The sequence below is a fragment of the Microbacterium sp. MYb62 genome, from assembly GCF_002979475.1.
GTDB lineage: Bacteria > Actinomycetota > Actinomycetes > Actinomycetales > Microbacteriaceae > Microbacterium.
The window spans coordinates 23,192-48,267 of sequence record NZ_PCOY01000015.1 but is presented as its reverse complement, the minus strand read 5'-3'; the positions used below and the strand labels follow the sequence as shown (position 1 = coordinate 48,267).

Annotated in this window: 22 protein-coding genes; 8 read left to right on the top strand and 14 right to left on the bottom strand. The window is 70.7% G+C overall.

From position 1 onward, the window contains the following. From CQ042_RS14280 to CQ042_RS14265, 4 genes are read right to left on the bottom strand one after another with little or no spacing between them, the layout of a single operon-like run. On the bottom strand, positions 1-987 hold the full coding sequence (locus CQ042_RS14280; RefSeq protein WP_105671117.1) for an ABC transporter substrate-binding protein: 987 nt from the start codon (positions 985-987) through the stop codon (positions 1-3). Then, a complete protein-coding gene (locus CQ042_RS14275) occupies positions 984-1,874 on the bottom strand; it encodes an ABC transporter ATP-binding protein (protein ID WP_105671116.1) in 891 nt (296 codons plus the stop codon). Before CQ042_RS14275 ends, CQ042_RS14280 begins: the two co-directional genes overlap by 4 nt. Next, on the bottom strand, positions 1,871-2,896 hold the full coding sequence (locus CQ042_RS14270; RefSeq protein ID WP_181157576.1) for an iron chelate uptake ABC transporter family permease subunit: 1,026 nt from the start codon (positions 2,894-2,896) through the stop codon (positions 1,871-1,873). Before CQ042_RS14270 ends, CQ042_RS14275 begins: the two co-directional genes overlap by 4 nt. Next, positions 2,893-3,969: an iron ABC transporter permease gene (locus CQ042_RS14265; protein WP_219844862.1), complete on the bottom strand. Its 1,077-nt coding sequence runs from the start codon at positions 3,967-3,969 to the stop codon at positions 2,893-2,895. The genes CQ042_RS14270 and CQ042_RS14265 overlap by 4 nt, the downstream gene beginning before the upstream one ends. 58 nt (positions 3,970-4,027) lie before the next feature. On the opposite strand from CQ042_RS14265, the gene CQ042_RS14260 reads away from it, so the two are divergent. Then, entirely contained in the window at positions 4,028-4,750 is a 723-nt protein-coding gene (locus CQ042_RS14260) for an AraC family transcriptional regulator (RefSeq protein WP_105671114.1), read from the top strand. Here CQ042_RS14260 and CQ042_RS14255 read toward each other — a convergent pair. The 3 genes from CQ042_RS14255 to CQ042_RS14245 form a co-directional block, all read right to left on the bottom strand. After that, positions 4,726-5,877, bottom strand: a complete 1,152-nt coding sequence (locus CQ042_RS14255; protein ID WP_105671113.1) for a glycerate kinase — start codon at positions 5,875-5,877, stop codon at positions 4,726-4,728. The genes CQ042_RS14260 and CQ042_RS14255 overlap by 25 nt on opposite strands. After that, positions 5,874-6,857: a LacI family DNA-binding transcriptional regulator gene (locus CQ042_RS14250; protein ID WP_258132263.1), complete on the bottom strand. Its 984-nt coding sequence runs from the start codon at positions 6,855-6,857 to the stop codon at positions 5,874-5,876. The genes CQ042_RS14255 and CQ042_RS14250 overlap by 4 nt, the downstream gene beginning before the upstream one ends. A gap of 142 nt (positions 6,858-6,999) precedes the next feature. Continuing rightward, complete coding sequence (locus CQ042_RS14245; protein WP_219844861.1) at positions 7,000-8,010, bottom strand: hydroxyacid dehydrogenase; 1,011 nt, start codon at positions 8,008-8,010, stop codon at positions 7,000-7,002. A gap of 129 nt (positions 8,011-8,139) precedes the next feature. Here CQ042_RS14245 and CQ042_RS14240 point away from each other — a divergent pair, with 129 nt between their 5' ends. The 6 genes from CQ042_RS14240 (at position 8,140) to CQ042_RS14215 (ending at position 14,935) form a co-directional block, all read left to right on the top strand. Beyond that, the gene (locus CQ042_RS14240; protein WP_105671111.1) at positions 8,140-9,474 is read left to right on the top strand and encodes a sugar ABC transporter substrate-binding protein; all 1,335 of its coding nucleotides are present in this window, start codon (positions 8,140-8,142) and stop codon (positions 9,472-9,474) included. Beyond that, a complete protein-coding gene (locus tag CQ042_RS14235) occupies positions 9,471-10,439 on the top strand; it encodes a carbohydrate ABC transporter permease (protein WP_258132262.1) in 969 nt (322 codons plus the stop codon). Before CQ042_RS14240 ends, CQ042_RS14235 begins: the two co-directional genes overlap by 4 nt. After that, positions 10,436-11,302, top strand: coding sequence for a carbohydrate ABC transporter permease (locus CQ042_RS14230; RefSeq protein WP_105671110.1), 867 nt, complete (start codon positions 10,436-10,438; stop codon positions 11,300-11,302). The genes CQ042_RS14235 and CQ042_RS14230 overlap by 4 nt, the downstream gene beginning before the upstream one ends. Further along, a complete protein-coding gene (locus CQ042_RS14225; RefSeq protein ID WP_258132261.1) occupies positions 11,299-12,087 on the top strand; it encodes a tyrosine-protein phosphatase in 789 nt (262 codons plus the stop codon). Before CQ042_RS14230 ends, CQ042_RS14225 begins: the two co-directional genes overlap by 4 nt. Further along, on the top strand, positions 12,084-13,367 hold the full coding sequence (locus CQ042_RS14220; protein ID WP_105671109.1) for an alpha-L-fucosidase: 1,284 nt from the start codon (positions 12,084-12,086) through the stop codon (positions 13,365-13,367). The genes CQ042_RS14225 and CQ042_RS14220 overlap by 4 nt, the downstream gene beginning before the upstream one ends. A gap of 83 nt (positions 13,368-13,450) precedes the next feature. Next, positions 13,451-14,935, top strand: a complete 1,485-nt coding sequence (locus tag CQ042_RS14215; protein ID WP_105671108.1) for a polysaccharide lyase 6 family protein — start codon at positions 13,451-13,453, stop codon at positions 14,933-14,935. A 67-nt stretch (positions 14,936-15,002) separates the two neighbouring features. Here CQ042_RS14215 and CQ042_RS14210 read toward each other — a convergent pair whose 3' ends face one another. After that, the gene (locus CQ042_RS14210; protein WP_105671107.1) at positions 15,003-16,076 is read right to left on the bottom strand and encodes a LacI family DNA-binding transcriptional regulator; all 1,074 of its coding nucleotides are present in this window, start codon (positions 16,074-16,076) and stop codon (positions 15,003-15,005) included. Positions 16,077-16,098: 22 nt separating this feature from the next. Next, complete coding sequence (locus CQ042_RS14205; RefSeq protein WP_105671106.1) at positions 16,099-17,448, bottom strand: mannitol dehydrogenase family protein; 1,350 nt, start codon at positions 17,446-17,448, stop codon at positions 16,099-16,101. A gap of 142 nt (positions 17,449-17,590) precedes the next feature. Here CQ042_RS14205 and uxaC point away from each other — a divergent pair, with 142 nt between their 5' ends. Further along, on the top strand, positions 17,591-19,006 hold the full coding sequence (gene uxaC, locus CQ042_RS14200) for a glucuronate isomerase (protein ID WP_105671105.1): 1,416 nt from the start codon (positions 17,591-17,593) through the stop codon (positions 19,004-19,006). Positions 19,007-19,204: 198 nt separating this feature from the next. Here uxaC and CQ042_RS14195 read toward each other — a convergent pair whose 3' ends face one another. From CQ042_RS14195 to CQ042_RS14175, 5 genes are all read right to left on the bottom strand, one after another. Then, positions 19,205-20,638, bottom strand: a complete 1,434-nt coding sequence (locus CQ042_RS14195; protein WP_105671104.1) for a polysaccharide lyase 6 family protein — start codon at positions 20,636-20,638, stop codon at positions 19,205-19,207. Between the two features lie 136 nt (positions 20,639-20,774). After that, positions 20,775-21,533: a sugar phosphate isomerase/epimerase gene (locus CQ042_RS14190; protein WP_105671103.1), complete on the bottom strand. Its 759-nt coding sequence runs from the start codon at positions 21,531-21,533 to the stop codon at positions 20,775-20,777. 33 nt (positions 21,534-21,566) lie between these two features. Beyond that, positions 21,567-22,445 (bottom strand): sugar phosphate isomerase/epimerase, encoded by an 879-nt coding sequence (locus CQ042_RS14185; protein WP_105671102.1) that lies wholly within the window; start codon positions 22,443-22,445, stop codon positions 21,567-21,569. Next, a complete protein-coding gene (locus CQ042_RS14180) occupies positions 22,442-23,710 on the bottom strand; it encodes a dihydrodipicolinate synthase family protein (protein ID WP_105671101.1) in 1,269 nt (422 codons plus the stop codon). Before CQ042_RS14180 ends, CQ042_RS14185 begins: the two co-directional genes overlap by 4 nt. 4 nt (positions 23,711-23,714) lie before the next feature. Continuing rightward, positions 23,715-24,878, bottom strand: a complete 1,164-nt coding sequence (locus tag CQ042_RS14175) for a Gfo/Idh/MocA family protein (protein ID WP_105671100.1) — start codon at positions 24,876-24,878, stop codon at positions 23,715-23,717. Positions 24,879-25,076: the final 198 nt, after the last annotated feature.

Here is a 25,076-nt window from a genome sequence, read left to right as displayed (position 1 = left end):
CTACTTCGCGGCCGCGGCGGCGGCGAGCACGGGCACGACGCCGTCGAGCGCCCACGGCAGTCCGAGCGGCGACGGGTAGGCGATGGGCGAGGCGACGTCGTCTCCGATGACGCCGTAGGCGCCGCGTCGGACGACATCGAGGCTCTGGAACAGCGGGTCGGACTCCAGCTCGCCGCGGGTGAGCAGCCCCTCGTCGCCGAACGGGTATCCGATCACGAGCACGTCGGCTTCGAGCTTGTCGATGTTCTCCTTGCTGAGCCCGGCGTTGTCTCCGGTGAACTCGGCGGCGGTCTCGGGCAGCGTGAAACCGAGGTCGGTGAAGAAGCTGACGTCGCTGCCTACATACGACGAGTAGGTGATCTGGTCGGGGTGGATGACCGCATAGGTGATGCTCTTCCCGGCGAACTCCGGGTGGGCGGCCGCGGCCGCGGCGAACGCGTCGCCGACGCCGTCGATGGCGGCGGTGGCCTCATCGGACATCCCGAGTGCGCACCCGGCGAGCTCGGTGCGATCCGCCCACGACATCGCGTCCAGTCCGTCCTCGCTCGTGTACGCGATCACGGGGGCGATGGCCGAGAGCTTGGCATAGTCCTCGTCGAGGCTCCACCCGCTCGTGGCGAGGATCGCGTCGGGCTTCGACGCGGCGATCGCCTCGAAGTCGATGCCGTCGGCGGGATCGTAGCTGTCGAGTTCGAGATCGCGCTCCGCGAACGCCTCCTCCTGCCAGGCGCCGAGTTCGTAGCCGGGATAGATGACCGGTTCGATGCCGAGGGCGAGCGCGATGTCGAGGTCGACGTCCGTGACGACGGCGATGCGCTCCGGGGCGTCCTCGAACGTGCTGCTCCCGAAGGCGTGCGACAGCGTGTAGGGGAAGACCCCGCACTCGCCGGACACCACGGTCTCGGCGGATGTCGTGCAGCCGGCCAGGGCAGCGGTCGAGACGAGCACGGCTGCCGAGGCGGCGGTGACGCGGATCAGGTTTCTCATGGGTTCTCCTGGGGTGTCGGGTTCGACGTCGATGTGTGCGACGAGATCGACGGCGAGGAATGCCGTCCACGGGGAAGGATCAGCGGCGCTCCGGTGTCCGGATCGGGGATGATGCGCGAGCGCAGACCGAACACGTCGAGCACGAGCCGCTCGGTCAGCACGTCGCCGGGCGGGCCCTGTGCCACGAGCCGCCCCTCGCTCAGCACGAGCAGACGGTCCGCGTAGGCTGCGGCCTGCTCGAGGTCGTGCAGCACCATGACGATGGTCTTCGCCGAGGAGGCTCGCAGGTCGGCCAGCAGATCGAGCACCTCGATCTGGTGCGCGATGTCGAGGTAGGTGGTCGGCTCGTCCAGCAGCAGCAGCGACGTCTCCTGGGCGAGCGCCATCGCGATCCACACCCGCTGACGCTGTCCGCCGGAGAGCGCGTCGACGGGACGGTCGGCGAGTTCCGCGGTCCCGGTGGCGACGAGAGCGCTCGCCACGACGCGCATGTCGTGGTCGAGCGTGCGGCGGAACAGGCGCCCGTGCGGATGGCGTCCCCGCGTCACCAGGTCGGCGACGGTTATGCCCTCCGGGGCGAGCGGGCTCTGTGGCAGCATTCCGAGGCGCTGCGCGATCGCTCTGCTCGACATGGTGTGCAGCGCCGTGCCGTCGAGGAGCACCTGGCCCTCCTGCAGCGGCAGGAGCCGTGCGAGCGCCTTCAGGAGCGTCGACTTGCCGCTGGCGTTGGGCCCCACGAGCGCGGTGATCGACCCGGCGGGGAAGCCGACGTCGAGGCCGTCGATCACGGCGTGCGTGTCGTAGCCGACGCGGATGCCCTCTGCGTGCAGCACATCGGGCCGCTGCGCATCCGCCTCGGGGTCCGGCGGGAACGGGATCTCGGTCATGATGTCCTCCGACCGCGGACGAGCAGGTAGATCAGCGCGGGAGCGCCGATCACCGCGGTGATGCTCCCGGTGGGCACCGGGGAGATGAAGGGCGCGGTCTGCGCGATCAGGTCGGCACCGACCACGATCACGGCTCCCACGAGCGCGGCCGCGACCGCGGCATCCGTCCGCCGCACCAGCCGCGCCGCGAGCGGACCGGAGACGAGGGCGACGAAGCCGATCGGCCCCGTGATGCTCGTCGCGACGGCGGCGAGCCCTGCGCCGAGCAGCAGCGCTCCGAAGCGCAGACGGGAGACGCGGGTGCCGAGCGCGGCGGCGAGGTCGTCGCCCAGCGCGAACGTGCGCAGCCCGCGCGAGCCCACCGCCAGCAGCACCGACCCGACCACGAGGGTCACCAGCAGCACCCGCACACCGCCCCAGTCCGCCCCTCCGAGAGAGCCGATCATCCAACGCAGTGCCCGCTCGACGCTCATCTCGTCCGCGCGAGTGACGAGGTAGGTGGTGATGGCGCTCGCGCAGGCGCCGATGCCGATGCCGACGAGCACGAGGCGGTAGGGACTGACGCCGCGGTGCCAGCTGAGCAGGAAGACGAGGGCGGCGACTCCGAGCGCACCGGCCACCGCGCTCACCTGCACTCCGATCCCTGCGACGCCCAGGGTGAGCACGGCGGTCGCCGCGGCCGACGCCCCGGCGGAGATGCCGAGGATGTCGGGGGTCGCCAGAACGTTGCCGACCAGGCGCTGGTACAGGTGACCTGCGAGCCCGAACAGCGCACCGGACAGGAGCGCCACGAGCGCTCGCGGAACCCGCGTCTCGAACACCACGTACGCGGCCAGTCCCTCGCCGGCGCCGAACGCGGCCGGGATCATGTCGGCCAGGGCGATGTCCGCGGACCCGGCGATGAGGATCTCGGCCGCCGCGAGCAGCACGATCGCCGCGCACAGGGCCGCGCACACCGCGAGGGACCGGTTCCGCTCCCTCCGGCGTCCCCGGACGAGCTCGGGCAGCAGCACATCCGTCACGCCGGCACCACCCTTCGCCCCCGCGCGAGCACGACGAACACGGGAGCGCCGATCACCGCCGTGGCGATGGCGACCTGCAGCTCGCCGTTGCCGGGGAGCAGCCGGCAGGCGACGTCGGCGAGGAGCAGGAGCACCGCGCCGCACAGCGCGCCGTAGGGCAGCAGCCAGCGATGGTCGCCGCCGACGAGCAGTCGGGCCGTGTGCGCGCCGAGCAGGCCGACGAACGCGACGGGTCCGACCGCCGCCGTCGCCGCCGCGCACAGCACCACCGCGACCGCCGCACCGGAGAGCTGCCACCTGCCGACGGCGAGGCCGAGGCCCTCGGCGACCTCCTCGCCCAGCGCCAGCGCGTTCAGCGGGCGCCCGAGCGGCACCGCGAGGAGCAGCCCCACGAGCGCGAACGGCCAGATCTCGTCGATCACTCCGGCGCGCCCGTTGAGCTGCCCGATCGACCAGTAGTTGTAGTGCGCGTACACGGCCGTGTCGCGCACGATCAGCAGCGTGATCAGCGAGCCGAGGATCGCCGAGAGCGCCGCCCCCGCGATGATGAGGCTGATGGTCGCGCTGGCGGCGAGTCGGGCCAGTCGGGCGATCGCGAGCACGATGACGGCCGTGACCGCGGCGCCGGCGAGAGCCCACCAGAAGTACGACGACGCTCCGCGCACCCCGAAGAACAGGATGCCGAGCAGCACGGCGAACGCCGCCCCCAGCTCGATCCCGAGCACGCCGGGGTCGGCGAGGGGATTGCGGGTGAGGGCCTGCATGATCACCCCGGAGCACCCCAGACTCGCGCCGACGAGAAGCGCGAGCAGCGCACGCGGCATCCGCTCCGTGACGACCACGAGCGTCTCGTAGTCGTCGGCGGGGCGCAGGCCCAGGAGGGACTCGACGACCACGCCGGGAGCGATGTCGCGCGCCCCCAGCGCGAGGCTGAGCAGCACGCCGATGACGGTGAGGGCGAGCAGGCCGATCAGACCGAGGATCCGCCGCCGCCCCCGGGTGCTGACCTGCACGTTCAGACGGTCGTCGAGGGCCGTCGGGTCCGACGGTTTCTGGGCAGGGACAACGGGCACGAGTTGAGCGTAGGCTAACCTAAATACTCGTCATCCCACTCAGCGATCGAGGAGTCCCATGGAGCGCTCAGCCGTCGTCGAGCCCGACCTCGACGAGGTGGAGCACTGGGGACACCCGCCGCACGTGCACGCTCGCGGCCAGCTGGTGACGGCGATCACCGGATCCGGGGTTCTGCGCATCGACGACCGGGATTGCCCGTTCGATGCGGCGACCGGCATCTGGGTTCCCCCACGCGTGCTGCACTCCGGCGTCTTCGCCCCCGATCTCGTGCCTCTCGCCATCGATCTCGAAGACGACGCGCTCCCGCAGCAGGCCAGGCTCGTCACGATCGATGCGCAACTGCGCGCCCTCCTCCTCGCCTGGGCGCGCGATCACGACGACGAGCGCAACGCCACCCGGGGGCGGCAGATCGCGGCCGCCGTGCACCGCGCCCCGGCGCTGCGTCATCCGCTCCGACTCCCGCACGGCCCGCTGACCCGCCCCGTGCTGGAGCACCTGCGTGTCGCGCCGGCCGTCGTCCCGCCGCTGGAGGAATGGTCGCGGAAGCTGCACGCCTCGGTGGCGACGATCCGGCGGGCCTTCCTCGCCGAGACCGGGACCACGTACTCCGAATGGACGACGCTCTTCCGCCTGGAGCTCTCCATCGCCCCGCTCTGCGCGGGCGAGACCGTCGCGACGGTTGCACGCACCATGGGCTTCAGCCCCAACGGCTACACCCTCGCGTTCCGCCGCTGGACCGGGCAGACGCCCTCGGACTACCGCTCGCGCCTCACGGTGTGACCCGGAGGCACGTCTGCGGAGCGAGCATGCGCGGCGCGTGCCAGCACCGCCCCCGCGTCGCGGAGCCATCGAGCAGGCTCGGCGAGGGCGGCATCCGCGGAGCCGGCGAGGTCGGTGAGCGAAGCGGATGCCGCGAACAGCGCGGTGTCCGCGTCGGGTGTGATGCGGCCGGCGGCGAGCATCGCCTGTGCTCCCGCGGCAGCGGCGAGGCCGGCGAGGAAGGACGGCACCTTGCCGTCGCCGGACTGCCCGTCGTACGAGCCCTCGCCGGTGATGACGACATCCGCGTCGGCGATCGCGTCGGCCAGGCCGATGAGCTCGGCCACCTCGGCGGCGCCGGGCGCGAGCGTGCCGCCCCACACCGCGAGCGCCGCTCCCGTGCCTCCGGCCGCGCCGTTGCCCTGCCCCGCCGGATCGATGCCCAGCAGCTCCGCGAGCCGGCGCAGGCCGCCGTCGACGAACGCGATGTCGTCGTCGCGCAGGCCCTTCTGCGGACCGAACACCGCAGCAGCGCCGCGCGGACCGGTGAGCGGATTGGTGACGTCGGTGAGCACGCGCACGTCGGGTGCGGCCCGCAATCCACTCACGTCCACCGATGCGATGTCGGCCAGCCCGCGCGCACCACGGGCGACCGGAGCACCGGAGGCGTCGAGGAACCGCGCGCCGAGAGCGGCGAGCATCCCGGTACCGCCGTCGGTGGACGCACTGGAGCCGATGCCGACGACGAGGCGTGAGACGCCGTGGTCGAGGGCTGCGGCCATGGCCTGACCGAAGCCGGTGGTGTCGGCATCCCAGGGGCGCAGTTCGTCCAGCAGCTCGATACCGGAGGTCGAGCCGATGTCGACGACGGCCGTCCCCGCCGGTGCGTCCTGCGTCGGGGGCAGCAGCAGCCAGGAGGTGTCGATGGGCTTCCCCGCGGGACCGTCGACCGTCACCGGCATCCGCACCGCACCCGGCACGGCAGCCTCGAACGCCGCGACTGTGCCCTCGCCGCCGTCCGCCATGGGCCGGTGCACGAACTCGGCCTCGGGGTCGACCGACGCCCACCCGTCAGCGAGCGCCGCCGCGGCATCGGCCGCGGTGATGGTCCCCTTGAAGCTGTCCGGCGCCAGCACGACGCGGGTCATCGGACGATCCCCGGAGTGCTCGCGCGTACGACGACCTCGAGCGGGAGCGGCGCCTGCTCCCAGTCGGCGTCGACCGTCGCGCGGAAGGCCTGGTAGCCGACCTCGCTCAGCGGCACGCGGACGGTCGTCAGAGCCGGGGCGACATCGCTGCTCGCCGGAACGTCGTCGAAGCCGCACACGGCGATGTCAGCACCGACCTCGCGGCCGGAATCGCGGATGGCGGACATCGCGCCGATCGCGACCACATCGCTGATCGCGAAGACCACCGTTCCGGTCGGCACGCCGTCGGCGAGGGCGTCCGTCATGTCCGCCGCCCCCGATTCACGTCGGAAGTCTCCACGTCGCACGGCGGCGACGACGCCGCCCGCTCCCTCGAAGCCGGCACGGAATCCGGCCAGACGGTCGTCCGAGGTGCGCACACCCTCCGCCGCGCCGAGCGCGATCGCGGAGCGGTACCCGAGTTCGGCCATGCGTCGTCCGAGCGCCTCCGCCCCGGAGCGGTTGTCGATCTCGATGCGACGGTCGGCATCCCCGTCGGGCCCGAACGCGACGATCCTGCCGCCGAGTCGTGCGAACTCCGCGAGCTCGTGCGCGGTGTCGGCCTCGATCGGCTCCTGCGTGCGGGAGGCCGCGAGGATCAGTCCCCGAGGACGCTGTCCGCGCAACGCGCGCACGATCCGCGCCTCGCGCTCCTGGTCGCGCTCGGTGATCGCGATCGTCACGACCAGCCCGTGCTCATCGGCGCCGCGCGCGACCCCGGAGGCGATCAGGCCGAAATAGGGGTCCGCGATGTCGGCGACGAGCAGGGCGATCACCGGCGAGGTACCGCGCGCGATCGACTGGGCCGAGACGTTCGCCGTGTACCCGAGCGTCGCCGCGGCCGCCTGCACGCGCTCGCGGAACGACTCGGCGACCTTGCGCTCGGAGCCGTTGAGCACACGCGAGGCGGTCGCGAGCGAGACACCCGCGTGACGCGCCACATCATGCAGCGTCGGTGCAGGGCCCCGTGGATGACGCGGGGCCCGCGCCGGGGAAGGGCTTTCCGGCAGACTCATGCCCCGAGCATACTGGCGCGCTCCGGCGGACGATCGATGCGGAGAGGAATGGCAATCGTTTGCCGCATCACGCCATGCGCGCCAGCGCCGTCGGCTCCACACGGTGACGCAGCGGAAGGCCGTTCACGAGCTGACGCAACTCGGCCGCGACGAGCTCGCCCATGGCCGCGCGGTCGGCGCCCGTGGAGCCGGCGACATGCGGCGTCAGCTCGACGTTGTCGAGGTCCCACAGCGGGGAATCCGCCCGCGGAGGCTCCTCCGCCGTGACATCGAGGAGCGCGGTGAGATCGGGACGCGCGGAGAGGACGGCGACCAGTGCCGCCTCGTCGAGGACACCACCTCTGGCGGTGTTGATCAGCGTCGCTCCGTGCGGCAGGCTGCGCAGCAGGCCCTCCCCGACCATGCCCGCCGTGCTCGGCAGCAGGGGCGCGTGCAGGCTGACGACCCTGGACCGCCGGAACAGTTCCTCCAGGTCGACCAGCTCCACGTCGAGCCCCGCCGTCGTCTCCGCCGAGGCGAACGGATCGGCGGCCAGGATCCGCACCCCCGAGCCCTGCAGCCGTTCGGCCACACGACGCCCGATCTCGCCCAGCGCGACCAGGCCGACCACGGCCCCACGGGCCCCGGCGGCCGCCGCCGACGCCGTCAGCTGCCGCTCCTCGCGATACCGGCGGCGGGCGGCGGGCACCCCGCGCGCGGCGAGCACGATCTGCGCTGCCGTCATCTGAGCGACCGGCTCGGCGTTGGCCCCGGCGGCGGAGACGACCTCGACACCGCGCTCCCAGGCCGCGTCGGTCACGATGTGCTTGACCGATCCGGCCGCGTGCAGCACGGCGCGCAGCTTCGGCGCACGGGCGAGGAGAGACTCGTCGATCACGGGTGCGCCCCACCCCGTGAGAAGCACTTCGGTATCGCGCAGAGCGGTGGGATCGGCGGCGAGCTCGGCCGCCGTGAGGAACGGGCGCTCGAGGTCCGCGATACGGTCGATGTCGGCCAGTACCTCCGCGGGGAACACATCGTTCCTCCGCCGCTCCTCCATCACCAGGCGCACTTTGGTGCGCGTCTCCCCGTCGACCACGTCGTCTCCTCATCGTTCACCCATGGAAAGCGAAACATCCGATCAATGATTGACAGTGCTCGCGTCCCTAGGTTAGATTCACGAACGACGTCTTGCAAAGTGGCAAGCGTTTGCCAAACTGGAGATCACATGCACACGAAGATGAAAACAGCAGCAGTCCTGGGCGTCGTCACGCTCGCTCTCGCCGGCTGCTCCAGCACTGCAGCCCCCGCAGGCGGCTCCGCTGTCGAGCAGGACGAAGAGGCGGTCCTCGAGATCTGGACCCGCACGACACCCGGCAGCCCGAGCGAGGAGGCCACCCAGCGTCTCGTCGCCGCCTTCGAGGAGGCGACCGGGTACAAGGCCGAGGTCACCGCGATCTTCGACGATTTCGAGACCAAGCTGGCCCAGCGCGCCGGGCAGCGCGATCTGCCCGACGTCGTGCTCAACGACGTCAGCCAGCTGGGCACGATGCAGACCCAGGGCATCCTCCGCGAGATCGACCTCGACGAGGTCCCGAACTCCGCCGATCTGAGTCCCCAGGCGCTGGAAGCCGGCAAGGCCATCGACGGGAAGACCTACGGCATCCCCTACTCCGCCCAGGCGAACGCCCTCTATGTGCGCAGCGACTGGCTGAAGGCCCTCGGCCTCGAGGCGCCGACCGACTGGGACGAGATGCTCGAGGTGGCCACCGCGTTCACCGAGAACGACCCGGACGGCAACGGCCAGGCCGACACCTACGGACTCGCCGTTCCCGGATCGACCAAGCGCGGCTACGCGTCGTGGTACTTCTCCAACTTCCTGTGGTCGGCCGGCGGCGACTTCATCACCAAGTCCGGCGACGGGTACCTCCCGTCGATGAGCGAGCCCGAGGCGGTCGAGGCCGCGACGTGGTTCCGCGACCTGCAGTGCAAGGCCGGCGTCATCCAGCCCGGCGCGGCCAGCATGGACACTCCCCCGACCAATGAGGCGTTCGAATCGGGCGTGGCCGGGATGTACGTGACCGGGCCCTACATGCTGCCGCGGTTCGACGGCGTGCTCGGAGCCGACAAGTACGAGGTCGTCCCGGCACCCGAGGGCCCGAAGGACTCCACGGTCCTCGCCGAGGGCGGCACCGTCTACCTGATGGCCGGATCCGACAACGAGAAGGGCCAGACCGCGTTCGCGGACTACTACATCAGCCCCGACGCGCAGACCTACGGCATGGAGGGCGAAGAGGCCTTCGCGATCCAGCTCCCCGTCAACGAGAAGGTCGACATCGCCGACGTCCGCGACGACCCGCGCTGGCAGACCTTCGCCGAGGCGTACAAGACCAGCGGACGCTATGCGCCGACCATCCCGAGCTGGACGCCGATCCGGCAGATGAGCGCCGACACCGTCAACGCGCTCCTCGCCGACTGCAGTCTCGACGTCGAGGAAGAACTCGCCGCGCTCGACGGCAAGCTCACCGCAGAGCTCCTGACCCAGGGAATCCTCGACCAGTGACACTCGACACCGCCGACGCCGTGAACACGGTCGACGCTTCCGCTCCGGTGGCGGGGACCCCCGCATCCCCGCCACCGGCACGCCGACGCCGCAACCGCACGCAGGGCCAGTGGTGGGTCCCCTGGGCCTTCCTCGCCCCGGCGCTGCTGCTGTTCCTCGTCTTCCGCTACATCCCGATGGTCCAGGCCGTCTCGATGTCGGTGGAGAACGTGCGGCCCTACCTCGGCAACGAGTTCGTGGGGCTGGCGAACTACCAGACGATCCTCTCCGACCCCGCGTTCCGCGACGCCACGGTGAACACCCTCGTCCTCGCGTTCGGACAGACGGCCGGGTGCCTCGCACTCGGATTCCTCCTCGCCCTCCTGCTGGAAGGGCAGACCAGGAAGCTCTCCTTCATCCGCTCGGCCGCATTCCTGCCGGTCGTCGTCCCGATGGCCGTGGTCGCCGAGCTGTGGCGGATCATGTACTACCCGTCCGCCGACGGTTTCCTCAACTCGATCATCGGCACGATCGGCCTCGGCCCCAGCGAGTACATCAACAGCCCCGACTCCGCCATGTGGTCCATCATGCTGATGGGCATCTGGCGCGGAGCCCCCTACGACATGATGATCATCCTCGCCGGACTCGCCGGCATCGACCGCGGACTCTACGAAGCCGCGACGGTCGACGGCGCCAACCGCTGGCAGCGCATCGTGCACGTCACGATCCCCGGACTCCGACCGGTGTTCGCGATCCTCTTCATCCTGGCCGCCGTCCGCGGCTTCCGGGTGTTCACCGAGGTGTTCCTGATGACCAACGGCGGCCCGAACGGGGCGACCGAGGTGGTCATGACCCTCCTCTACAAGCTCGGCCTGGAACAGGGGAAGCTCGGAGTCGGCTCGGCCGGCGCCGTGCTGCTGTTCCTCGCCACGCTCCTGCTGACCGTGATCGTGCAGCTCCTGGTGCGAAGGAAGAAGGACGCATGACCGCCGGAACCGATACCGCCCTCGGACTCACCGAGAGCCGCACCGTCCTCGCCATCGGCGCGAAGGTGCTGCTGTACGCGGTGGTGGTCGCGCTCTTCGCCGGCCCGCTCGTCGCTCTGCTCGTCGGTGCGTTCAGCGAGGTCTCCGACCCGACCGAGCTCAGCGTCATCCCGACCCGGCCGACGCTGGACAACTTCGCCATCGCCTTCGACTACGGCGTGCTCGGGTACCTCGCGAACTCCTTCTTCGTGGTCGGGTTCGGACTGCTGCTGCAGGTGATCGTCTCGGTGCTCGCCGGTTACGCGCTCGCCCGCAAGCGCTTCCGCTTCTCGGCGCTCGTGCTGGTCGCGATCCTCGCGACCATGATGCTGCCGGAGGAGATCCTGGCCCTGCCGCTGTCGATCCTGCTCTCCGATCTCCCCCTCGTGCACATCAACCTGATGGGCACGCTCGCCGGCATGATCGTGCCGCTGGGCGCCTGGGCCTTCTCGATCCTGGTGATGACCGAGTTCATGAAGGACGTGCCCCTCGAACTCGAGGAGGCCGCGCGCATCGACGGCGCCAGCGAGCTGCGGGTGTTCGCGCAGATCATCGTCCCGCTGTGCAAGCCGGCGCTCGGCGTCATCGGCGTGTTCGGCTTCACGATGATCTGGGACCAGTACCTGTTGCCCCTGCTGGTCTCCCAGAGCAGCGACACGTACACCCTGCCTCTCGCGCTGCGCACGCTGCGCATCGATCCCGCGGTGACGCCCGGCGTGATCATGGCGGCATCGCTGCTCGCCCTCGCCCCGTCCGTGATCGTGTTCCTCCTGTTCCAGCGGTCGTTCGCGCGAGGGCTCACCTCGGGCGCCCTGAAAGGGTGAGCGCCGTGATCGAGGTCGACGGCGTCACCGGGTTCCGCGACGTCGGCGGCACCCCGACGGCCGATGGCGCGATCAGGCGCGGACGGCTCTTCCGCTCGGGCCATCTCGGGGGGCTCCGCCCGCGGGGCGCGCAGACGCTCCGCCCCCTGGTGCGACGCGTGGTCGATCTCCGCTCGGACGAAGAGGTCGCGGACGACGCCGGCGCGCTCATCGGGGCGGAGACCGTCCGCCTCCCCCTGTATCTGGGATCGCCGCGATCGTTCTTCCTCGAGGACCTCGATCTCGGGGAGATCTATTCCCGTCTGCTCACCGAATCGTCCGCGCCGCTCGTCGCCGCCGTGCGGGTGATCGCCTCCGGGGCGCCGACCCTCGTGCACTGCACGGCCGGCAAGGACCGCACCGGGATGGTCGTCGCGCTGGCGCTCGCAGCCGTCGACGCCGATCGGGAAGCCGTCGTCGCCGACTACGCGCTCACCGCCTCCCTCATCCCCGCCGCGCACCGCAGGGCCACCTCGGAGCGCCTCACGAAGAAGTACCCCGCGTCACGGCACGCCTGGATGCTGGCCACCGAATCGCCGCCCGAGGTCATGCGCGCCGCGCTGTCCGCCGTCGACGAGCAGTGGGGTTCCGCCGCCGGCTATCTGCGTCATCACGGCCTCACCCCCGGAGAGCTCGCCGCCCTGCGCGAAGCCCTCGTGGACACCGCCCCGGCCACTGCTCCGGCCACTGCTCCTGCCCACCACTCCTCCCCGCGCCACCCCGTCTCCCAAGGAGCAGTGTCATGACGGCACCCGCCGACCTCGCCTGGTTCACCGAAGCCCGTCTCGGCATGTTCGTGCACTGGGGGCTGTACTCGCTCGCCGCCCGACACGAATGGGTCAAGAGCCGCGAGCAGCTCACGGATGCGCAGTACGAGCCGTACCGCGCGCACTTCGACCCCGACCGGTACGACCCTCGTGCGTGGGCGCGCACCGCGAAGGCGGCGGGCGCAGGCTACGTGGTGCTCACGGCCAAGCACCACGACGGCTTCTGCCTGTGGGACTCGTCGCTCACCGACTACACGGTCATGAACACCCCGTTCGGTCGCGATGCCGTGCGCGAATTCGTCGACGCCTGCCGTGCGGAGGGCCTGCGCGTCGGCCTCTACTACTCCCTCATCGATTGGCACCACGAGGGCTTCCCCGTCGACGGCACCCACCCGCAGCGCGACGACGAGGAATTCAAAGCCGCGACGGCTCACCGCGACATCCGCGACTACCAGCCCTACCTGCACGGACAGGTGCGCGAACTCCTCACCGACTACGGCCGGATCGACTACCTCTTCTTCGACTTCTCCTACACGCACCGTCCCGACTACTGGGCAGGGAAGGGCGCCGAGGACTGGGATGCCGTGAACCTCCTGGCACTGGTCAGGGAGCTGCAGCCAGGGATCATCGTGAACGACAGGCTCGGGATCCCGGGCGACATCGTCACGCCCGAGCAGTACCAGCCCCTCGAGCCGATGCGGCGCGACGGCGTCCCCGTCCCGTGGGAGGCGTGCCAGACCCTCGACGGGAGCTGGGGCTACGACCGCGACAACCTCGACGCGAAGAGCTCCGAGTCGTTGATCAAGCTGCTCGTCGACGGCGTGTCCAAAGACGGCAACCTGCTGCTGAACATCGGCCCGGACGGGCGAGGACGCCTCGACCCCACCGCGCAGCGCACCTTCTCCGACATCGCGGCCTGGATGGACGACCACGCGCGATCCATCCACGGCGCCGGCCCCGCACCCTGGTCCGCACCGAGCGACACCCGCTACACCCTGCGGGGCGATCGCCTCTACGTGCACCTGTTCTCGTGGCCTTTCAAGCACCTGCACCTGCCCGGCCTCGCCGACCGCGTGCAGTACGCGCAGCTGATGTCGGACGCCTCCGAGCTCGTGCCGCTGCGCATCGACCCCGCGCGTCAAGCGCAGAACACGCTCATGGGCGGCCTGCCGGAAGGCACCCTCACGCTGCAACTCCCCGTGCAGCGTCCGGAGGGTCCGGTGCCGGTCATCGAGCTGTTCCTCTCCGCGGAGCCCTGACGCACCAGCCTCTCCCCTCCCTCCGTCCCCTGAACCGTCACCCCATCCCCACCATCCGCTCATCCCTCAACGAGGAGGAACCCATGAAGCGCCGTACCTTCATCCTGTCCGCCGTCGCCGGCGTCGCAGCCGCCGCGATCCCGCAGCAGGCCACCGCCGCCGTGCTCGACCGTCCGCTCACCGCGGCCGCCGGACGCCGTGCGCCGATGCTGCCCGGCCGCGGACCGTACACGCACGTCGCGACGGTGGACGCCCTCCGCGCGGCGATCGCCGCCATGACCAAGGGCGGCACCATCATCGTCGCCGACGGCACCTACGCGGTGCCGGACGGAGCACCGATCAGCCTCGCCGGTGCGGGCGGGCGGGGGAACAAGCCGCTGACCATCGCCGCCGCGACGATCGGGGGCGTCACCTTCACCGGCGCCGCGAGCTTCGTGTTCGACGCGACGCACGACGTGGTCCTGAGCGGCTTCGTGTTCACGCAGTCGACGACCCTCGAGATCGCCGCGAACTGCCAGGCGATCACTCTGAGCCGCAACGAGTTCGTCCTCGCGGACATCGAGGGGCTGCACTGCGTGATGGTGCGCGCGGACGACACGGTCGTGGAGTACAACCACTTCCACAGCAAGTCCACGCTGGGCGTCTTCCTCGGCGTCGAAGGCGCCGGATCGACCGAGATGGCCTCCGACGTGCACATCCATCACAACCACTTCTCCGACCATTCCTTCGCCGGCGACAACGGCGGCGAGCCGATCCGCCTCGGTGTGAGCCCGCGGGCGCTGCGCAGCGCGAACGCGATCGTCGAGGACAACCTGTTCGAGCGGACGAACGGCGACCCGGAGGCGATCTCGGTCAAATCCAGCGACAACATCATCCGCAGGAACACGATCCGCGACAGCGGCGGCGGCATCGTGCTCCGCCATGGCAACCGCACCAGGGTCGAGTCGAACCACATCATCCGGGGCCTGCGCGGCATCCGCGTCTACGGCAACGACCACGTGATCGTGAACAACTACATCGGCGAGACCGCGGACACCGCGCTCGTGCTCGGCGCCGGCACGGTGCGCGACCACTACGAGGGCGAGCCGTCGACCTCCCGCACCAAGAACGATGCCGCCGACCGCATCCGCATCGCCCTGAACTCCTTCATCGGCAACGCGGGCGGTGTGTCCGGCGAGACGCATCGGCCGCTCGAGCCCCACGACTGCGTCATCGTCGACAACATCATCCAGGGCGATGTCGGGCTTCTCGCCTCCGTCCCCATGTCACAGGGCTTCGTCTGGAGTGGCAACATCCTCTGGGGCGCCGCCGCGGACGGCGATCTGCCGACCACCGGCTACTCGCGCATCGATCCCCAGCTCATCAGGGACGGCGCCGACGTGCTCCGCATCGGCCCGTCGAGCCCGGCCGTGGACGCGGCGACGCAGGACCACGCGCCGTACGTGCGCGATGACATCGACGGGCGCAAGCGCATCGGCACCGCCGACGTCGGCCCGCACGAACTGACCGCTGCTGCCGCCCGCCGCGCCCCGCTGACCGCGGAGGATGTCGGCCCGCTCGCACCCTGATCACCCGCAGCGGCCGCCCGTCGGCCCCGGCGCACCGTCCCGACGACCTCGGGACGGTGCGCCGGGGTCAGCGGGCGGCCGTTCCGGTGGAGCCGCGGACGATCAGCGTCGTGGCCAGGTCGAACCCGGCCAGCGGCGCCCCGGATCCGGTCACCCGGCCGAGCATCTCTCCCATGGCATGGTCGCCGCCCTCGCGCAGCGGCGACTTGATCGTCGTGAGCGGCGGCGAGGTGAAGTCCGCGCCGAAGATGTCGTCGAAGCCGATGACGCTGATGTCGGCGGGGATGCGGATGCCCGTCTCGACGAGCTCCTGCATCAGTCCGATCGCGATCAGGTCGTTGTAGGCGATCACGGCGGTCGCCCCGCTGTCGCGCACCGCGACGGCGGAGCTGCGTCCGCCGGCCACGGTCGGCGCCACCGCGTCGAGGTCGACGAGCTCGATGTGCGCCCACTCGCAGCGCTCCGCCAGCAGTTCGCCGCGACGGCGCGCCATCCATGACAGCGGCGGGCCGGGGACGTACGCGATCCGGCTGTGCCCGAGTCCGCGCAGATGGCGGACGGCTTCCGCGATCCCCTGCTGGACGTCGGGGACGACCGAGAGCACGTCGTCGACGAGTCGGTTGACGACCGCGATGGGCTTCTGCCGCGCGAGGGCGCGGATCTGATCGTCCGACATGCGGGGAGTTGCCAGCAGCAGACCGTCGACCATGCGCATCATCTGCTGCGCGCGATCGTACTCGCGCTCGTCGGACTCCTCCGATTCCGTGAGGACCAGGGTGTAGCCGGACCTCGCGGCCGCGGCCTCGGCGCCGCGGATGACGTCGAAGAACACCGGGTTCGTGATGTCGGAGACGACGATCCCGACGATCGAGGTACGACCGGTGGGCAGCGCCCGTGCCATCGGGTTCACGTGATAGTTCAGGGTCTCGGCCGCGGCGCGGATACGGCGCTCGGTGAGCGCGTTGACCCGACCGGGACGGTTCAGCGCCCGGGAGACCGTGGACGGATTGACGCCGGCGAGCTTCGCGACGTCGTAGATCGTCACGTTCTCCTGGCCGCGTCCCGGTGAGTCCTCGACGGCCGCGTCGACGGCGGCGGGTTCGCCCGGTGCCGCACCCCGGGTGGCTCCGTCGTCACTCATCGGTCTCCGTCTCATCTTCGGATCAGATCGCCCCGCCGCCGCGCACGGCGCCGACGGGATCGGACTCCAGCCTACGGATTCCGCGGGCGATGGCGGCGCGCATCGCGGGAAGCACCGCCGAGTCGGCGACGCCGTCGAGCAGGCGTTCCACGGCGTCGTCGCCCTGTCCGCTCCGGACGGCCCACGCGGCGATGGCGGATGCGGGGGCGGAGGCCTCCCCGCCCGCACGGACCGCGTGCGCGAGGACCGGAACGATGCGATGCGGCAGCTTGTGCGCGCCGTCCATCGCGATCTGCGCGAGGGTGTGCCCGATGCGGGCGTTCGCGAAGCGCTCCCTGGTGGCGGCGACTGCCGCGGCCAGCTCGGACGGGGGCAGCCGACAGCTCGCCGCGGCCTCCACCCAGTACTCCTCGACGAGATCGCGCAGCGCAGGATCGGCGAAGGCGGTCGCGACGTCGTCGAACCCGCGCCGCAGCCCCTGATACGCGAGCAGGGAGTGGGCGCCGTTGAGGATGCGCAGCTTCCGCTCTTCGAAGCCCGCCAGGTCGGACTCGAAGCGCACGCCCACCTGCGCCCACGCGGGACGGGGGCCCGCGAACCCGGCCGGGGACGGCTCTTCGATGATCCACTCCGAGAAGGGCTCGGCGACGACCGTGCCCTCATCGCGGATGCCTGTGCGCCGCTCGACCTCGTCGATGTCGGCGGGCGTGGTGCGCGGCGTGATCCGATCGACCATCGACGAGAGGAAGGTGACGTGCGCATCGATCCAGTCGACGAGCGTCGGATCCCACTCGGCGGCGGCGGCGCGCACGACCGCCCGCGTGATCGCCCCGTTCGCCGACAGGTTGTCGCAGCTGATCACCGTCAGCTCGCCGGCGCCGGACGCACGCCGGGCCGCGAGGCCCGCCGCCAGTCGCACGGGCGCCGTCGCCGCGGGGGCTGTCGCGTCGGTCCTCGCGCTGCCCAGATCCGCGGCGACGTCGGGCGCAGCGGTGTCGAGTCGGCCACGGCCGTTCAGACGATAGCCCGCCTCGGTGATGGTCAGAGTCACCACCCGGGTCGAGGGGCGGGAGACGACCGCTCGCCACGACGCCTGGTCCGCCCCGTCGTGCACCTCGCGGATACTCGTGATCTCGGAGAGCTCGTCGGCGTCGGCGCCGCGCGTCACCAGGGTGTACCTACCGCCCCTGGCGCGCAGCACGTCTGCCTGCCGGGACGACCGCCCGGTGAACGCCACGATCCGCCACGGCTGCCCCACGACGGATGCACGGTGGGTGTACCAGGCCTGGTGCGCGCGGTGGAAGGCGCCGACACCCAGATGCGCGATCGTCGGGGTGTCGTCCGTGGCACCGTCTCCGTGCGCGTTCCGCATGCCGTGCTCCTCTTCTCCGCGTCGGGATATCCATCGCTATCCCGCAGTCTATGGCAAGCGATTGCCAATCGTCGTGCCAGCAAGTAACCTGCCACGGAGGGACGAGTGCGCTCCCCTCCCCGCACGATCGCCGAAGGACAGCATGCCGACCACCACGATGCATCCGGATCGCCTGTTCCCCAGCGACCCGAAGACCCGCGAACTCGCCCGCGAGCTCTACCTCGAAGTGGCGGATGCGCCGATCTGCTCGCCGCACGGACACGTGTCCGCGAAGCTCCTCGCCGACGATGCGCCGTTCGCCTCCCCCACCGAGCTGCTGCTGACCGGCGACCACTACGTCACCCGCGTGCTGCACGGTGCCGGCGTCCCGCTCGCAAGAGTGCAGGCCCCGGTCGGCGGGTCGCCCGTCGATCCTCGGGAGGCGTGGCGCGTGCTCGCCGCGCACTGGCACCTGTTCCGCGCGACCTCGGTGCAGTACTGGCTGGAATATCAGCTCGGCGAGGTGTTCGGCGTCGAGGCACGCCTGTCCGCCGACACCGCCGATCGCATCTACGACGAGGTCGCCGAGCGCCTCACGGAGGAGGCCTTCCGCCCCCGCGCCCTGTTCACGCGATTCGGGGTCGACGTGCTCGCCACGACCGACGACCCCGCCGCCGACCTCGCGGATCATCGAGCACTCGCCGCGGATCCCGGTTTCGCCGGACGCGTGCTCCCGACGTTCCGTGCCGACAGGATCATGGACCCGTCGGCCGCGATCTGGCGTTCGGCTCTCGACGGACTCGCGTCGTCGGCCGACATCCCGTGCGACACCTACGAGGGACTCCTCGCGGCCCTCCGCGCCCGACGCGCGTACTTCCGCAGCCTGGGCGGCACGGCCACCGACACCGGCGTCCCCGACGCCTGGGCGCTGCCACTCGATCCTCACGAGGCTGACCGCATCCACGCCGCCGGCCTCCGCGGCACGGCCACCCCGTCCGAGGGCACCGCGTACCGGCGTGACATCCTCTACCGACTCCTGGAGATGTCCGCCGAGGACGGCATGGTGATGCAGCTGCACCCCGGCGTGCACCGCAACCACCACATGCCCACGCTCGAGCGGCACGGCGCCGACACCGGCCACGACCTGCCGCTGCCGACCGCTTTCACGGAACCGCTGCGGCGGGCGCTGAACGACTTCGGAACGGGAACGGCCCTGCGGCTCGTGCTCTTCACCGTGGACGAGACCGCGTTCTCACGCGAGCTCGCACCGCTCGCCGGTTTCTACCCGAGCGTCTACGTGGGTGCGCCGTGGTGGTTCCTCGACACTCCGGACGCCATGGAGCGATACCGCCGTGCCGTCACCGACAGTGCGGGTTTCGCGAAGACCTCGGGGTTCATCGACGACACCAGGGCGTTCTGCTCGATCCCGGCCAGACACGACATGGCCCGCCGCGCGGATGCCACCTATCTCGCCTCCCTCGTCGCGACCCACCGCCTGACGGATGCGGACGCCGTCGACATCGCGCACGACCTCGTGGAGCGCGTCCCGTACGACACGTTCCGCATCCCGCGCCCCTGACGCCACGCCCTCTGACACCACGCCCTCTGGCGCCACGCTCTCTGGCACCACGCTCTCTGGCGCCACGGCCACCAGGCACCACGGTCCTCCGGCACCACGGCCCTCCGACACCGCTGCCCTCCGATACCACGGCCCTCTGACGCCGCTGCCCCTCCGCCCTGTTCACGAGGGGCGGAGGGGCAGCGGTGCCGGCCGGTACTACGGAGCGCTCGGGCCCACGTCGGCGACCGTCAGCGGTGCGCGGGTGGCCGCGCCACCGTTCACCTCGTGCGCACCGACGTCGAAGACACCCGCGCGCGTGCGCCCGTCGATGTCGTCCGTCACCCAGTTCGCGTGATTCGTCTGATTCGCGGCATCGACCACGGGGCTCGTCGACCCCGGACGCCAGGTTCCGGCGGCGTCCAGCGACAGCTGCGGATTCACCTTCGTGTAGCCGACCGTCGGGATGTTGCCGTTGGCGGCCGCTCCCCAGAGGATGTTGCCCCGCCAGTAGAAGTCCTGCATGAGCGGCACGTCCGCGAGCTTCCCGGTGGCGCCCTGGATGACGTTGTCGACGATCGTGACGTCGAGCGGCGGGACAGTCCGGTTCGTCTCGCCGGCGATGCCGTCGCCGTTGTTCACGAAGGAGTTCAACGCGATGCGGATGCGGTCAGGGGCGTCGTTCTTGGTGCGCGAGGTCGAGGGCTCACCCTCGTAGTGATCCCGCAGCGTGCCCGATCCGATGATGAGCGCCTTGCCGCTGATCCCGGCGACATAGTTGTTGATGATCTCGTGATCGTTGCCGTAGATGCGGATGCCGTTGTCGCCGCCGATGATGCGGTTGCCGACGACGGTGTTGTCGTTGCCGTGGCGCAGCACGATGCCGCCGAGGCTGCTGCGGATGGTGTTGTACCGGATCGTGTTGCCGCTCGATTTGACCGAGATCGCCTCGGGGTCGCCGTTGGCCTCCTCGAACAGGTTGTGCTCCACGACGGCGCCCGCCACGCTCAGCGCCCGCGGGCTGACCCCGAGCCGGATCGACTCCCCGCCGTTCGCGCCGGCGAAGTTGTGATCGGAGAAGTAGTTGTGCCGCACCTTCACCCCGGTCGCCATGTCGGTCGACCCCGCCCCCTCGATGCCGAGGTAGACGCCGAGGGTCGTCTTGCCGTGGAACCAGCTGTATTCGACGACGGAGTCGTCGGCACGGACCATCACGTTGTGCAGGCCCTCGACGTCGGCGAAGGCGAACTCGTCACGCCGGAGGGTGATGGCTCGGCTGTCCGCCGGGATCTCCAGGGTCGTCGATTGCGTGAACCGGAAGCCCTCGATCACGACATCATGCGCGCCGGCGAAGACGAAGCTCTTCGTGCCGGTGAGGGTGACGCCGCCCACGCTCTCCGCGGCGATCGTCACCGGCGCGGCGCCGGTCCCGCCGCCCGAGATCGTCAGCGGTGAACTGCTCGACACGGTGTACGTGCCGTTCTTGAGAATGATCGTGTCGCCCGCGCCGGCGGTGCTGATCGCCGACTGCAGCTGGGCCAGGGAGGTCACGGTGGAGGTGGCCCCGACAGCCGCATCCGCCATCGTCACCCCCGTCAACGTGAGCACCGCCACGGCCGCGGCCGCGAGGAGGCGTTTCTTCGTGCCAGACATCTTTCTCCGATCGTCGTTGATTCGAGACTCACCGCGAGGAGGACGCCTGCTGTGGCAAACGTTTGCCACGCGGTGCCACCCACTATAGGGGCGAGCACCGCTCGGCGCCAGAGCGGCGGGGGGACGACGTCGGATGCTAGACGGAGAGGTACTCGCGCAGCGCCTTGGCCTCGGTCGGGAGCAGCGCCGGATCGTCACCCGGGACGAACTCGAGCAGGGCGTCGCGGGGCGGGCGCTCCGCGCCGCGGGCCGCGGCGAAGAACCGCGTCCAGAGGGCGTCTCGCGCCCGCAGCGGCAGCCGCTCCGTGGTCGGCCACCACGAGAACACATGGGCGGCCGTCGTGTGCGCCGCGACCGCGCGGTACTCCTCCAGCGCCGCGTCGACCGAGGCACCGACCGTCGGCTGCCAATAGGTCGACAGCGCCGGACTGCCGACCTCGGCCAGCAGCCGGAGTGTGGTGGGCGCGGTGTCCGCGAGCGTTCGGGAGTGGAACTCCAGTGCGAGGCCGATCCCCCGCGACGCGGCCTCGTCCGCCGCAGACCGCAGACGCGTCACCACCGCGCTCCAGTGTGCGTCGTCGGCGGCCTCCGAGCCCGTGCCTCCGGCCCAGATGCGGACGCGATCGGCGCCCAGGGCCTCCGCGCTGTCGAGGATCGCCGTCAGCGACTCGTCCCCTCCCGCGCGGAAGTAGGAGCCGTACGAGGCGACGGCGAGCCCGGCGTCGGATGTGGCTCGAGCCACCGCCGCCGCGCGCCCGACGTCGCCGGGCGGCACATGCACGTCGCCGCCCCACTCGATCGCCTCGAGCCCGGCCGCAGCCGCGATCTCGACGATGCGCTCCGGCTCGAGAGCGCGGAAGGTCACCGAGCACAGCCCTGCACGGATTCGGGTCATGTTCTCATCCTCTCAAAGCCCTCCCGCGCGCCCTCAGCCGAGGTGCGGGGAGACGGCGGCGGCGAAGGACTCGCCCGTGCGGCGCACGACGCGCTCCGGGGCATCCGCCCAGATGTCGGCGTTGAAGATCTCGACCTCGATGTCGCGGTCGTATCCGGTCGCGACCACCGCACGGGTGAGCGAGCCGAAATCGATCACACCGTCGCCGGTGTAGTGCCGCGAGAGCAGCACGTCGGCGGCGAGGGGCGTCTTCCAGTCGCACACCTGGTACGTGGCGATGCGGCCTTCACGCCCGGCCCGGGCGATCTGCTCGAGCACCTGCGGATCCCACCAGATGTGGAAGGTGTCGACGGCGGCGCCGACCACGGCGGCGTCGAAGTCGGCGGCGATGTCGAGAGCCTGGCCGAGCGTCGAGACCACGGCACGGTCCGACGCGTACATCGGATGCAGCGGCTCGATCGCGAGGGTCACCCCTGCGGCCTTCGCCTCGGGAGCCAGCACGCCGATCGCATCGCGCACGCGCTCTCGCGCCCCGATCAGATCGCGCGATCCCACCGGCAGACCACCCGCGACGAGCACGAGCACCGCGGTCGACCCGGACGCGCCGGCGGCGGCCAGGGTCGCGGTCTCCTCGATCGCCCGGCGGTTGTCGTCGAGCGCGGCATCGCGCTCCGCCCCGGCCGGCAGCGTGAAGAACCCGCCGCGGCAGTGGGTCGAGAAGCGCAGGCCCGAGTCGCCGAGCATCCGCGCCGCGACGTCGAGGCCGACCTCGTTCACCGGCTCGCGCCACAGTCCGATGGCCTGCACCCCGGCCTCTGCCGTGACCCGCAGCGCGGTGGCGAGGTCGGCGTGCTTGATGGTCGCCTGGTTGATCGACAGCCGCGGATCGGGCGTCGAGGAGAGAGGGCTCACGCGTCCACCCCGTTCAGGCGCAGCATCCCGTGCCAGCGCTCGCGCGCGAGGTCGGGCTGCTCCAGGGCGAGAGAGGCGTTCGCGAGTTCGACGATGCGGCTCAGATGCGGCAGGCTGCGCGCGGAGTGCAGACCGCCGACCATCTGGAACGCGGGCTGGTGCCCGTTCAACCAGGAGAGGAAGGCGACGCCCGTCTTGTAGTAGAAGGTGGGCGCCGCGAACACCTGGCGGCTGAGCCCCTCGGTCGGACCGAGGATGCGCAGGTATGCTTCCGGATCGCCGGCATCCAGCGCCTGGATCGCCGCGGAGGCGACGGGCGTGATCGCCGCGAACGCGCCCAGCAACGCGTCGGAGTACGCGCCCACACCCTCACCCTCGCCGCCGAGTGCACGGCTTGTCGTCGAGTGCACGGCTTGTTCGCCGGAAGAAGCCGTGCGCTCGGCAGCATCCGGTGCACTCGGCGAGTTGTCGGGGGTAGCGGCGATCAGGCTCACGTAGTTGAAGTCGTCGCCGGTGAACATGCGGACGCCCTCGGGGAGACGGCCGCGGACCGAGATCTCGGACTCAGCGTTCAGCAGGCTCATCTTGACACCGGCGACCTTGCCCGGGTTCTCCTCGATGACCTGCAGCAGCACCTCGGAGGCCGTCTCCCAGTCGTCGGCGCCGAAGTAGCCGGCCAGCTCGGGATCGAAGGCCGTGCCCAGCCAGTGCAGCACCACCGGCACGGTCGCGCGCGAGAGCACCTCGCGGTAGACCCGGCGGTAGTCCGCGGCACCCGTCGCCACACGGGAGAGGTGACGCGAGGCCATCAGCACGGGCCCCGCTCCCTGATCCTCGGTGAAGTGCAGCTGCTCGGTGTAGGCGGCGATCACCTGGTCGAGCGAGATGTGCGTCTCGGCGATGTGGTCGGTGTTGACGCCGACCACGACCGAGCCGCCCTCCTCGCGGGCGACCTCGGCGCTGCGGGCGATGAGCTCGCGGGTGGCTGCGGCATCCAGCCCCATGTTCCGCTGCGCGGTGTCCATGGCGTCGGCGACGCCGAGTCCCCAGGAGTAGACGTTGCGGCGGAAGGCGAGTGTCGCGTCCCAGTCGATGTCGGCCGGCTGCCCCGGAGTGTTGTCGGCGTAGGCCTTCGGCACGACGTGCGCGGCCGCATAGGCGACGCGGCTCCGCAGGGCGGCGGACGGACGCGAGTACGAACCGCCCTCGTGCAGAACGGTGTCGGTCGCCGTTCCCTCGGCGGTGAGAAGTCGGAGCGTGCTCATCGTGTCAGTCCAGGCTCAGCGCCGACAGCGAGACCTTGCGGCCCTCGGCGCTCGAGGTGAGCCCGGCCTCGGCGAACTGCACGCCGCGGGCGCCCGCGAGCAGATCGAACGGGTAGTCGGTGCCCTCGACGTACGAGACCAGGTACTCCTCCCACTGCTGCCGGAAGCCGTTGAGGAACACGTCGTTGGTCGGCACCTTCTGCCAATCGGCGTCGTAGTCGCGGGTGTCTTCCAGGTCGGGGTTCCACACCGGCTTCGGGGTGGCGTTGCGGGGCTGGATCTTCGCACCGAACAGCCCGACGACGGCAGAGCCGTGCGTGCCGTCGACCTGGAACTCGACGAGCTCGTCGCGGTTCACGCGCACGGTCCACGAGGAGTTGATCTCGGCGATCACGCCGCCCTCGATCTCGAAGATGCCGTAGGCGGCGTCCTCGGCGGTGGCGGTGTAGTGCTCGCCCTTCTCGTCCCAGCGGTCGGCGATGTGCACGGCCGCCTGCGCGTAGACGCTCTTGACCTCGCCGAAGAGGTTCTCGAGCACGTAGTTCCAGTGCGGGAACATGTCGGTGATGATGCCGCCGCCGTCTTCCGTGCGGTAGTTCCAGCTGGGGCGCTGCGCGGGCTGCCAGTCGCCCTCGAAGACCCAGTACCCGAACTCCCCGCGGACGGAGAGGATCCGGCCGAAGAAGCCGGAGTCGATCAGGCGCTTGAGCTTCTGCAGACCCGGGAGGTAGAGCTTGTCGTGCACGACGCCGGTCTTGACGCCGGCCTGCTGCGCGAGGCGGGCGAGTTCGAGCGCCTCGTCGAGCGACTCGGCGGTGGGCTTCTCGGTGTAGATCGCCTTGCCTGCGGCGATCGCCTTGCGGATGGCGGAGGCGCGGGCCTTGGTCACCAGGAAATCGGCGTAGATCTCCCACTGCGGATCGGCGAGCGCGGCGTCGAGGTCGGTCGTCCAGTCCTCGATCCCGTGCTTCGCCGCCAGCTCGGCGAGCTTGGCCTCGCTGCGTCCGACGAGGAGGGGCTTCACCGTGACGCGCGAGCCGTCGGGAAGCTCGATGCCGCCCTCCTCGCGGATCGCGAGGATCGAGCGCACCAGGTGCTGCCGGTAGCCCATGCGTCCGGAGACGCCGTTCATGATGATCCCGATCTCGCGGGTGCTCGTGTGTGCCATGGTGTTCCGTTTCTGTCGCGGGAAGCTGATCGCGCTTTCTCCCGCCGATACGGGAAAGCGCTTTCCGAGATCATGTCACGAGACACGGGAAGATCGCAACCGCGGAGCGATGTTCAAGTCTGTTCACCTGTTCACTGTTGTGCGACTCCAGCTGCGAGCATGACCACGTCGCCGCAGATGCGGCGACGTCCGCGTGCG

Coding starts and splice junctions, on each gene's coding strand:
- CQ042_RS14280 (WP_105671117.1), bottom strand. CDS start 987: ATGAGAAACCTGATCCGCGTCACCGCCGCCTCGGCAGCCGTGCTCGTC.
- CQ042_RS14220 (WP_105671109.1), top strand. CDS start 12,084: ATGACGGCACCCGCCGACCTCGCCTGGTTCACCGAAGCCCGTCTCGGC.
- CQ042_RS14205 (WP_105671106.1), bottom strand. CDS start 17,448: ATGCGGAACGCGCACGGAGACGGTGCCACGGACGACACCCCGACGATC.
- CQ042_RS14255 (WP_105671113.1), bottom strand. CDS start 5,877: ATGACCCGCGTCGTGCTGGCGCCGGACAGCTTCAAGGGGACCATCACC.
- uxaC (WP_105671105.1), top strand. CDS start 17,591: ATGCCGACCACCACGATGCATCCGGATCGCCTGTTCCCCAGCGACCCG.
- CQ042_RS14180 (WP_105671101.1), bottom strand. CDS start 23,710: ATGAGCACGCTCCGACTTCTCACCGCCGAGGGAACGGCGACCGACACC.
- CQ042_RS14215 (WP_105671108.1), top strand. CDS start 13,451: ATGAAGCGCCGTACCTTCATCCTGTCCGCCGTCGCCGGCGTCGCAGCC.
- CQ042_RS14190 (WP_105671103.1), bottom strand. CDS start 21,533: ATGACCCGAATCCGTGCAGGGCTGTGCTCGGTGACCTTCCGCGCTCTC.
- CQ042_RS14240 (WP_105671111.1), top strand. CDS start 8,140: ATGCACACGAAGATGAAAACAGCAGCAGTCCTGGGCGTCGTCACGCTC.
- CQ042_RS14175 (WP_105671100.1), bottom strand. CDS start 24,878: ATGGCACACACGAGCACCCGCGAGATCGGGATCATCATGAACGGCGTC.
- CQ042_RS14195 (WP_105671104.1), bottom strand. CDS start 20,638: ATGTCTGGCACGAAGAAACGCCTCCTCGCGGCCGCGGCCGTGGCGGTG.
- CQ042_RS14260 (WP_105671114.1), top strand. CDS start 4,028: ATGGAGCGCTCAGCCGTCGTCGAGCCCGACCTCGACGAGGTGGAGCAC.
- CQ042_RS14275 (WP_105671116.1), bottom strand. CDS start 1,874: ATGACCGAGATCCCGTTCCCGCCGGACCCCGAGGCGGATGCGCAGCGG.
- CQ042_RS14210 (WP_105671107.1), bottom strand. CDS start 16,076: ATGAGTGACGACGGAGCCACCCGGGGTGCGGCACCGGGCGAACCCGCC.
- CQ042_RS14230 (WP_105671110.1), top strand. CDS start 10,436: ATGACCGCCGGAACCGATACCGCCCTCGGACTCACCGAGAGCCGCACC.